An 11,142-nucleotide genomic window follows, 5' to 3' on the forward strand; every position below is an offset into this window, starting at 1 on the left:
AATGAACTTAATCTAGCTAGAGAATTTAAGTATAATTTAAAAACGTTTACAAATTTACGGAGGTGTATATTATGTTAGCTATATTAGGTTATGGAATAGTACTTACTTTTATGATTTTAATTATGACAAAAAGAATGACAGCATTTACTTCTCTTATAGTCGTTCCAGTTATATTTGCTATATTTGGTGGGTTTGGTGTGAATATTGGAAAGTTTGCACTTACAGGAATAAAAGGTGTTGCGCCCACGGCTACAATGCTTTTATTTGCAATTCTTTTCTTTGGAATTATGATTAACGTTGGCTTATTTGATCCACTTGTTAATGCAATTGTAAAGTTTGTTAAGGGTGATCCAGTAAAAGTCCTTGTTGGAACTGCAATATTAGCTGCAGTGGTGTCAGTAGATGGTGATGGCTCGACGACTACAATGATAGTATGTTCAGCTTTACTACCAGTTTATAAAAAGCTTAAAATTAAACCTCTTTACTTAGCTACAATAATAATAATGCAAAACTCGATAATGAATCTTCTACCATGGGGAGGCCCAACTGCTCGTATAATGTCTGCTTTAAAAATTGAAGGATCAGATATACTAAGACCTCTTGTTCCAGGAATGATAATTGCAATAATTTATGTTATAGGAGTTGCTTATTACCTTGGATTAAAAGAACGTAAAAGACTTGGTATTGTACAAATTACTAATGACACTTTAGCTGAAATGTCTGCTACACTAAGTGATGAAGAAAAAGAGTTAAAGAGACCAAAGTTAATATGGGTCAACTTTATTTTGACTATTCTAGTTATGTATACTTTAATTTCTGGAAAGGTACCTGCGGCAGTAATCTTTGAAGTTGGAGTAGCCTTAGCACTTATTATCAACTATCCTCACTTAAAGACACAAAGACAGCTTATAGAAATTCATGCTGGAAACGCTATACAAGTTGTTGTTATGGTACTTGCGGCTGGAGTATTTATGGGAATACTAACAGAAACAAAAATGGCAGAAGCAATTGCTCTAAACTTAGCATCAATAGTACCTAAAGCCTTTGGCTCTCACTGGTCACTAGTTACAGCAATAATTAGTATACCAGGAACATTCTTATTATCAAACGATGCCTTTTATTTTGGTGTATTACCTGTACTAGCAGAAACAGGAGTAGCTTATGGATTTACACCATTACAGATAGGTATAGCTTCTACGATGGGACAAGCATTCCATTTGTTAAGCCCACTAGTAGCTTTCATATACTTGTTACTTCAATTGACGGAAGTGGATATGGGAGAATGGCAAAAACATGCAGCTATATGGTCAATTGGTACATTTGTAATTTTTGTATTAGCTGCAGCAATTACAGGAGCTATGCCATTATAGAATAATAGTCAACTACAAACAACTAAGTTTTTAATAAAAAAAGTTCCTCAGGGAACTTTTTTTATTGTATATTTTAAAATAAATATGTTTAAATATAAATAGTATCTCACTTATATAGTGTTCAATATAATACATTGTAAACTCTATTGATAAGTCAAAATTATATTTACTTTTTATTAATAATGAAGATTAAAAGCTATAGATATTTTCAATAAGGTTGGGTAAAATTTATAATGAGTTATCTTAACATTTAGCAATGTGGAGAGGAAGATTTATATGATAAATTATATGGATGAATTTGTTAGAAGTACAAATTTTCATCAGAATAAGCCGATTAGGGAAATAGTATATGAAAGTTTAAGAAATACAATTATAAGCGGTAAAATTCCTGTTGGGGAAAGAATTGTGGAAAAGGAGTATGCTGAAAGATTGAATATAAGTAGAACTCCGGTGAGGGAAGCCCTAAGAGCATTAGAAGTTGAAGAACTTGTAGAATATATACCACGAGTAGGAGTTGTAGTAAAAAGGATTACAATGGAAGATGTATTTGAAATATATAAAATTAGGCAACACTTAGAAGTATTAGCTGCAATTAGTGCTATGGATAACATTACTGATGAGGAAATTAATGAAATAGAAGAGTTGCTTACTATCACAGAAGAAAAGAATGCCGAAGGAGATATAAATGAGGTCATTAGGCTTTTTGGGGTGTTCAACCAAAAAATTTATGAAGCTAGTAGAATGAAAAGACTCACAAGTATGATTAGTAAACTCAATGAATATCTACAACGATTCAGAAACATTTCCATATCGGATAATCTTAGAAGAGAATCAGCATTAGAAGATCATAGGGAAATATTGAGGGCAATTGTAGTGAAAGATAAGAATGGAATTGAAAGTATTATCAAAAATCATCTAGAGAAATCACTTGAAGTAGTGGCTTTAGAAATTAGAGAGTAGGTCGAAATTATGGAAACTAAAGAATCAATTGCACATTATATTGCAACGCTAGCACAAAGAGCTATACTATATGAAGTTAGTACTACTCCTAAACCAGGACTGGTGGATTGTAATAACTCAGGTTCCCATAAGGACATGAATTTTTTTACATTTATGGCTAGCAGTTCAGCATTGTATAAAGGTATGTATGAATGTGCACTAGAGGGAATGTACTTTCAAGAAAGGGACAAGACAAAGCTTCTAGATATTATAAGACGTCCAGGAATTCAGTGCGAAGAAGCTATGTTTAAAGCAACTAAAGGAGTAAATACACATAAAGGGATTATTTTTTCCCTTGGAATTATATGTGCAGTAGCAGGTTGTTTATATGGAAAATCTAGCAAACTTGAATTCCAAATTGCTGAAATTTCCAATGAGGTTAAGGAGGTTTGTAGGGGGCTCTCCAATAAAGACTTTCAGCATATTTCAAAAAAGAATAACCTAACTCACGGAGAGTTTTTATATAAAGAATATGGCTTTAAAGGGATAAGGGGAGAGGTAGAGAGTGGATTTTCAACAATCGAGCACACCTCTATGGCGGTTTTGTCTAAGTGGAGCACTAACAAAGATCTTAATATGAATGATTTGTTTTTACAAATGCTTATAAGCATAATGACTAGAAGTGAAGATACCAATATAGTTACTAGAGGCGGTTTGGAGAGCCTCAAATATGTAATGGACAGTTCAAATTCATTTTTACAATCAGGAGGAATGTATCAGGAAAATGCAAAAGAAAAACTTGAACAAATGAATAATTTATTTATTCAAAAGAACATAAGTCCAGGGGGCTCAGCAGATTTGCTGGCTGTGAGTATTTTCTTAGGTATGCTGTCAGGACTAATTTAACTAGGTTATGAAGGGGTGGATTTTCCAAAGCTCATCAAGGGGAATCAACATTAGGCTGTAAAACTTCGCCATGTGTAAACCATACTGCTAAAATTGTTGTACAAAATTGAACTGTTAATTATTTAATAAGAAAATTATAAAGTGAAATATTAAAATGAGGAATTAATCAATAATGGTTAATTCCTCATTTTGTTTAAAACAGGAGAGGGTTAGGGAGATACTGTAAAAAAGAACATTAAAAATACACGAAAAACACTTAAAAAACTTGGGAATGCAATGAACCTCACTTATAATTAACTTATAAATCGCGTAAACTTTTATTAATAAATGTGGTAAAGAGTGAAATTTTAGCTATGCATCAATTGGAGAAAGGAAGCGGGAAAGTATATGAATTATGAGATAGTGGAACAAAGGATTTTCTTGCAAGATATCCAAGAAAAAAGAGTTTTAGAAGAATTCTTAAAGGGTGAGGGAATAAAACTAGATAAAAATTTAGAGTATACAGTAGGAATTTACGATAATCATAAACTCATAGCTACAGGTTCCTTTTATAAAAACACTCTAAGGTGCTTAGCTGTAAATTCAAAGTACCAAGGTTTAGGCATACTGAACAAAGTGGTATCTAATTTATTGAACGAACAATACACAAGAGGATATGATCATATTTTCCTTTATACCAAATGCAATACAGCAGAATTTTTTAGCTACTTAGGTTTTCAAGAAATAGTTAAAATTGATGGATTAGCAGTTTTCATGGAAAACAAATACCATGGTGTGAAAAGTTATTCTGAGAATTTATCAAAGTTTAAGGTAGAAGGAGATGCTATAGCTAGTATAGTTATGAACGCAAATCCTTTTACCTTAGGTCATTTACATCTTATTGAAAAGGCTGCTAAAGAAAATAATATTGTTCATGTATTTGTAGTATCAGAAGAGGTTTCAGTAATTCCTTTTGAAGTTAGATATGAACTAATTAAAAAAGGGACAGAACATTTAACTAATGTAATTATTCACAAAGCAGGACCCTACATTATTTCAAGTGCTACTTTTCCATCCTATTTTGTAAAAGATGACATCGCTGCGGTGGAAGTTCACGCTAGGCTAGATTTGGAAGTTTTTAAAACATATATAGTTCCTGCCTTAGGAATTAAAAATAGGTACGTAGGAGAAGAGCCTTATTGTGAAGTTACGAAAACCTATAATAATATAATGAAGAATTGTCTTGAAGCAGAGGGGATACAGTGTAACATTGTACCAAGATTAAAATCTTATAATAAGCCAATTAGTGCATCAAGAGTTAGAGAATTAATAAGAAATAATAACATAGAAGGAATTAAGGACATAGTTCCAAAGTCCACTTATGAGTATTTTATATCTGAAGAAGCAAAACCAATAATAAATAAAATTAAAATAAATTTAGGAAGACATTAAATAACAGAGGTGAATTATATGGAAATTATTAAAAGTTCAATGGCTGGAACTGTAGAATCTAGTGATATTCTTATAATGCTTGAACCAAAAGAGGAAAGTGGAATAGAAATTCAACTGAAAAGTTCAGTGGAGAAACAATTTGGTAGGCAAATAAGAAAAGTAATAAGTGATACTTTAGAGAAGTTAGAGGTACAAAATGTAAAGATTACAGCAACAGACAAGGGAGCTTTAGATTGCACAATAAGGGCAAGAGTACAAAGTGCTGTTTTTAGAGCTGCCGGAATTAAAGAAAACTTTGATTGGGAGGTAATTGACTAATGGAACGTTTAAGAAGAACTATGATGTTTGTTCCTGGAAGCAACCCAAGTATGATAAAAGAAGCTTATATATATGGGGCGGATTCTATAATGTTTGACCTTGAAGATGCAGTTGCAATAACCGAAAAGGATTCCGCAAGATTTTTAGTTTATAATGCCTTGAAGACTGTAGACTATGGAAGTACGGAGTTAGTTGTAAGAATCAACGGATTAGACACACCATTTGGAAAAGACGATATAGAAGCTGCAGTTAGAGCAGGAGTAGATGTAATCAGACTTCCTAAAACTGAAAGAAAAGAAGATATTTTAGCAGTTGAGGAAGTTATTGAAGCAGTTGAAAGAAAAATTGGTAGAGAAATAGGCTCAACAAAGATGATGGCTGCAATAGAAAGCCCTATTGGAGTTATTAATGCTTATGAAATTGCATCTTCGAGTAAGCGTCTTATAGCTATTGCTCTTGGTGCAGAAGATTATGTTACAAATATGAAAACAAAGAGATATGCAAATGGATTAGAATTATTAGGTGCAAGAACTCAAATAATAATTGCTGCAAGAGCTGCGGGTATTTATGCCATAGATACGGTTTATACAGAGGTTGACAACGAAGAAGGCTTTAAGAATGAAGTAGAACTTATAAAACAACTAGGGTTTGATGGAAAGTCAGTAATTAATCCAAGGCAAATACCATTAGTAAATCAAGTTTATACACCTTCGCCTGAGGAAATTAAGAAATCTGTTAACGTAATTCGAGCTGCAAAAGAAGCAGAAGAAAGAGGCTTAGGAGTTATTTCCCTTAATGGAAAAATGATCGATAAGCCTATTGTTGATAGGGCAGAGAGAGTACTTCAATTAGCGACCGCTGTAGGTTTGTACAAGGAGGAAGTTGAAGATGAAAAATAGTATAGGCAGAGAAATTCCAGATGAAATATTAATGATTAATAATAACTCTAGGAAGAGAGAAGTTTATTTAGGGGAGTTTGAAAAGAACGAGGAAATTGTAACCATTGGAAGACGTGTTAAACCTGTAAAACCAGAAGACACAAAATTATTAGATAGTATAGAAGAAGCAATCCTGAAATCAGGACTTAAAGATGGTATGACCATATCCTTCCACCATCATTTTCGTGAAGGTGATTATATATTAAATATGGTGGTAGATACCATAGCAAAGCTTGGAGTAAAAAATTTAACCCTAGCCTCAAGTTCTTTGGGTAGTGTTCATGCACCAATAATTGAGCATATCAAAAATGGTGTAATCTCTAAGATAACTACTAGCGGTCTAAGAGGACAACTTGCTGAAGAAATCTCTAGAGGATTAATGAAGGAACCAGTAGTAATTAGATCTCATGGTGGAAGAGCAAGAGCTATAGAAGCAGGAGATATAAAAATAGATGTTGCATTTTTAGGAGCACCTTCTTCTGACGAGTACGGAAACGCTAGTGGGTCAAGAGGTAAAGCTAACTGTGGATCTTTAGGATATGCTAAGGTAGATGCAAAGTATGCTGATAAGGTAGTTATAATTACGGACTGTTTAGTGGAATTTCCAAACATGCCTGCAAGTATTGATCAAAGAGATGTGGATTATGTTGTAAAGGTAGATGAAATAGGTAATCCATCTGGTATAGCATCAGGTGCCACTAGATTCACCAAAAATCCTAAAGAGTTACTCATTGCTGAATATGCTAGCAAAGCAATAATTGAATCAGGATATTTTAAAGATGGATTCTCCTTCCAAACAGGAACAGGAGGATCTACACTAGCAGTAAGCAGATTTCTTAGAAATGAAATGCTAAAACAAAATATAACTGCAAGCTTTTCACTTGGTGGAATAACAAAACCAATGGTTGAAATGCATGAAGAAGGACTAATTAAAAATATCTTTGATGTGCAAGGTTTTGATTTAAGTGCTGTGGATTCCATAAGTAAAAATCCTATGCATCATGAAATAGATGCATCTTTTTATGCAAACCCACACAATAAAGGATGTATTGCTAACAAGTTGGATGTGGTGGTTTTATCTGCACTAGAAATTGATACAGATTTTAATGTAAATGTTCTTACAGGCTCAGATGGAGTTTTAAGGGGAGCTTCTGGTGGACATTGTGACACTGCGGCAAGTGCAAAATTAACCATGATTGTTGGACCTCTTATCAGAGGAAGAATACCAACTGTAGTTGATTCAGTAAATACAGTGATAACTCCAGGGGATAGCATTGACTTAGTTGTTACAGAGCTTGGTATGGCAATTAATCCTAAGAGAACAGATTTAATAGATCAATTTAAAAACAGCGATATACCAGTATATACAATTGAGGAATTAAAAAATAAGGCAGAATCCATTGTAGGTACTCCAGATAAAATTCAATATGAAGATGAAGTAGTTGCAATAGTTGAATATAGAGATGGAACAATTATAGATGTTGTAAGAAAATTAAAATAACCTAACTATAGGTGAACATAAGGTTAGTGTATCCATTATAGGCAGATATTTAAGGAAGGACTAAAAGTTAATTCAAAGGCCTCCAATAATTATATGTGCATATAATCTTTAAAAAGCTTTTTATAAAGGTTCATACTTTAATATTTTGGCATACTTAATGGATCACAACCTTAAATATGGAATTATAGTGTAGTTATAAGAAAAGCTATGAAATATAAGTTTTAATTTCATAAGGATATTTTATATTAGGGAGTGAGAAAAAGTGAACCCAATAAAAATTACAGAGACAGCACTAAGAGATGGACATCAATCACTTATTGCAACTAGATTAACAACTGATGAAATATTACCCATTTTAGAGAAGATGGATAAGGCTGGTTACTATGCGTTAGAAGTTTGGGGAGGAGCAACCTTTGATGCTTGCCTTCGTTTTTTAAATGAAGATCCATGGGAAAGGTTAAGAGAAATTAGGAAAGTAGTGAAAAATACTAAACTTCAAATGTTGTTAAGAGGACAAAATCTTTTAGGATATAAGCATTATGCAGATGATGTAGTAGAGGCTTTTATTAAAAAATCTGTGGAAAATGGAATAGATATTATTAGAGTATTTGATGCTTTAAACGATTTAAGAAATTTAGAGACTTCCATAAGGGTTATAAAAAAAACAGGGGCACATTGTCAATGTGCAATAAGTTACACTACTAGCAAAGTTCATAATTTAGATTATTATGTAAAACTAACTAAAGATATGGAAAGCTTAGGAGCAGATTCTATTTGCATAAAGGATATGGCAGGAATCTTAACTCCAAATTCGGCTTATGAATTAGTAACAAGATTAAAAGAAGTATTAAACATACCAATAGAACTTCATACTCATTGTACTAGTGGAATTGCCTCAATGACATATTTAAGGGCTGTAGATGCTGGAGTAGATATTATAGACACAGCTATTTCACCTTTTTCGGAGGGGACTTCACAGCCAGCAACAGAATCAATGGTGGTTACTTTAAAAGAAGGTCATAGAGCACCAGAATTAGATATAAACTTATTAAGCGAAATAGCGGATTACTTTAAGCCAATTAGAGAAAAGTATAGGGAAAATGGAATATTAAACCCAAAGGTTATGGATGTTGAACCAAATACATTAACTTATCAGGTACCAGGTGGAATGTTATCAAACCTTCTTTCTCAATTAAAAACTCAAGGTGCTAGTGATAAATATGAAGAAGTATTGAAAGAAATTCCAAGAGTAAGAGAAGACTTAGGATTTCCACCACTAGTTACACCACTAAGTCAAATGGTTGGAACCCAAGCAGTGTTCAACATTCTAGCAGGAGAAAGATACAAGATGGTTCCAAAAGAAATTAAAGAGTATGTTAAAGGGTTGTATGGAGCTTCACCTGCACCAATTAGTAAAGAAATAAAAGAGAAAATTATTGGCAATGATGAAGTCGTAACAAAAAGGCCAGCAGACTTACTGGATCCAGAGATGGAAAAGTATAAGAAAGAAGTTGGAGAATTAGCTACATCTTTGGAAGATGTATTATCCTACGCATTATTTCCACAAGTGGCAAAAAAGTTTTTTGAAGAAAGATTACAAGGTAAAGTAGTAGCAGTTGATGTAGAGAAGAAAGCTGAAGAAAAGTCAGAACGTAGCCAAGAGGAGGTTCACTATATTACTGTAACCATGTAATTATTCATTAATTAAAGGTGGTGGAATACCATGAGAAGTTCTATAATTTCAAAGTTCTTTGACTTTTTATTTAGTAAAAATAGAAAGTTAGAAAAGGAAAATAAAGAAAATAACATAGAAAAAACAGCTAAGAAAGTTAATTATTTCAATGATGAAATTGAAGAAGAAGATAAATTAGTGGTAGCTATGGCAGCATCTATTATGGCAGGGAAGGACAAGCCTAATTCACACTTTCATATATCGAGAATAACTAAAGTCAACCCTAATTATTTAGGAACTTCATTTCAAAAGGGTAATTATGAAATAGCTGAAGAAGATAAATTAGTAGTAGCCTTAGCCGCGTCTGTCATGGCAGGAAAAGACAAGCCAAACTCTTATTTTCATATATCGAGAATAACTAAAGTTAGTCCAAATTATTTAGGAACTTCATTTCAGGAGAGTAATTATGAAATAGAGGAAGAAGATAAATTAGTAGTGGCTTTAGCCTCATCTATAATGGCGGGGATGGACAAACCAAACTCCCATTTTCATATATCAAAAATAACTAGAGTAGTTTAAGATTTTCTTATAATTGAGTTATAAAAAGGTCATGTGAGTCCGTATTTTCTTGGCTTGAGGTTTTCAGAGACTATTAGAGGAACTTAAATTATCAATTACTATTAAATAAAAACTATAGATGATAAAAATAATTTACTAAATGTAGATAAAAGGAAGGGATTAAAGTAATATGAAAAAATATGTTATAAAATTAAATGGCAAGGTTTATGAAGTAGAAATGGAAGAAGTTACAGGAGAAACAAGTGCTGCCTACGAAAAAATAAGCACTGCATCTCAAAATAGCATACAACAAAATAGTGTTCAACAAAGTAATGCACCTGAAAATAATGCTACACAAAGTAGTGGATCGCAAAATGCAGAAGGTGAAATTCTAGACGCCCCTATGCCAGGAAATATTATTAATGTTGCAGTAAAAGTTGGAGATACAGTTAAAAAAGGTCAGTTGATAATTGTATTAGAAGCAATGAAGATGGAGAATGAAATAGTTTCACCAAAAGATGGAATAATAACTTCAGTAGCAGTTTCAAAAGGACAAAGCGTAAATGCAGGAGATGCTCTAGTTAAAATTAGTTAAAATACTTAGAGCAAAACCAAAGTACAGCATAGTTTTAAAGCTTTTATTTGAAATAGGTTGTTATTAAAGTATTATTATCAAATAAAGCATTACATATAAATTTAAAATAGGAGGCAAGTTTTTATGGATTTTCTACTAAGAGGAGTAACCTCCATAACAATTCAGCAAGTTATAATGTGGGTTATTGGAGCAGTACTTATTTATCTTGCAGTTAAAAAGGATTTCGAACCAGCACTATTATTACCAATAGGCTTTGGTGCAATTCTTGTGAATATTCCTTTCTCAGGAGCAATAACACAGATTATTGGAGGACATGAGGAAATAGGAATAATAGATAATTTATTCAGTATGGGAATTGCAAACGAATTATTTCCACTAATTTTATTTATTGGTATTGGAGCAATGATCGATTTTGGACCCGAGTAACCTCCATAACAATTCAGCAAGTTATAATGTGGGTTATTGGAGCAGTACTTATTTATCTTGCAGTTAAAAAGGATTTCGAACCAGCACTATTATTACCAATAGGCTTTGGTGCAATTCTTGTGAATATTCCTTTCTCAGGAGCAATAACACAGATTATTGGAGGACATGAGGAAATAGGAATAATAGATAATTTATTCAGTATGGGAATTGCAAACGAATTATTTCCACTAATTTTATTTATTGGTATTGGAGCAATGATCGATTTTGGACCCCTTTTAACTAACCCAAAGATGTTATTATTCGGGGCAGCAGCACAATTTGGAATATTTTTCACTATCAGTGCAGCAGCTTTAATGGGTTTTGATTTAAAGGATGCAGCATCAATTGGAATAATAGGAGCAGCAGATGGACCTACATCAATCTTTGTAGCAAACTTTTTTAATAGTAAATACATAGGGCCCATAACAGTTGCAGCCTATACATATATG

11 protein-coding genes and 1 pseudogene are annotated in these 11,142 nt (G+C 32.8%); all 12 read left to right on the plus strand.

Annotated elements, in window-relative coordinates; genetic code table 11:
* Positions 1-71 precede the first annotated feature (71 nt).
* Positions 72-1,370: a CitMHS family transporter gene (locus C661_RS0119305; RefSeq protein WP_017416982.1), complete on the plus strand. Its 1,299-nt coding sequence runs from the start codon at positions 72-74 to the stop codon at positions 1,368-1,370.
* 276 nt (positions 1,371-1,646) lie between these two features.
* Positions 1,647-2,330, plus strand: coding sequence for a GntR family transcriptional regulator (locus C661_RS0119310; RefSeq protein ID WP_017416983.1), 684 nt, complete (start codon positions 1,647-1,649; stop codon positions 2,328-2,330).
* Between the two features lie 9 nt (positions 2,331-2,339).
* Positions 2,340-3,215, plus strand: coding sequence for a triphosphoribosyl-dephospho-CoA synthase CitG (gene citG, locus C661_RS0119315; protein WP_017416984.1), 876 nt, complete (start codon positions 2,340-2,342; stop codon positions 3,213-3,215).
* Between the two features lie 387 nt (positions 3,216-3,602).
* Positions 3,603-4,646, plus strand: a complete 1,044-nt coding sequence (citC, locus tag C661_RS0119320) for a [citrate (pro-3S)-lyase] ligase (protein WP_017416985.1) — start codon at positions 3,603-3,605, stop codon at positions 4,644-4,646.
* Between the two features lie 18 nt (positions 4,647-4,664).
* Positions 4,665-4,964, plus strand: a complete 300-nt coding sequence (citD, locus tag C661_RS0119325; protein ID WP_017416986.1) for a citrate lyase acyl carrier protein — start codon at positions 4,665-4,667, stop codon at positions 4,962-4,964.
* Entirely contained in the window at positions 4,964-5,863 is a 900-nt protein-coding gene (gene citE, locus C661_RS0119330) for a citrate (pro-3S)-lyase subunit beta (RefSeq protein ID WP_017416987.1), read from the plus strand. Before citD ends, citE begins: the two co-directional genes overlap by 1 nt.
* Complete coding sequence (citF, locus tag C661_RS0119335; protein ID WP_017416988.1) at positions 5,853-7,403, plus strand: citrate lyase subunit alpha; 1,551 nt, start codon at positions 5,853-5,855, stop codon at positions 7,401-7,403. Before citE ends, citF begins: the two co-directional genes overlap by 11 nt.
* Positions 7,404-7,665: 262 nt before the next feature.
* Entirely contained in the window at positions 7,666-9,096 is a 1,431-nt protein-coding gene (locus tag C661_RS0119340) for an oxaloacetate decarboxylase subunit alpha (protein ID WP_017416989.1), read from the plus strand.
* Between the two features lie 30 nt (positions 9,097-9,126).
* Positions 9,127-9,654, plus strand: coding sequence for a hypothetical protein (locus tag C661_RS0119345; RefSeq protein WP_017416990.1), 528 nt, complete (start codon positions 9,127-9,129; stop codon positions 9,652-9,654).
* 169 nt (positions 9,655-9,823) lie between these two features.
* The gene (locus C661_RS0119350) at positions 9,824-10,228 is read left to right on the plus strand and encodes a biotin/lipoyl-containing protein (protein ID WP_017416991.1); all 405 of its coding nucleotides are present in this window, start codon (positions 9,824-9,826) and stop codon (positions 10,226-10,228) included.
* 123 nt (positions 10,229-10,351) lie between these two features.
* Positions 10,352-10,648, plus strand: a pseudogene (locus C661_RS0119355) (sodium ion-translocating decarboxylase subunit beta); the annotation flags it as partial.
* 32 nt (positions 10,649-10,680) lie between these two features.
* A partial coding sequence (locus C661_RS0119360) for a sodium ion-translocating decarboxylase subunit beta (RefSeq protein ID WP_017416993.1) occupies positions 10,681-11,142 on the plus strand: 462 nt, incomplete at its 3' end.

Origin of the sequence: Clostridium tunisiense TJ, assembly GCF_000300195.1 — a bacterium.
GTDB classification, from domain to species: Bacteria; Bacillota; Clostridia; order Clostridiales; family Clostridiaceae; genus Clostridium_J; species Clostridium_J tunisiense.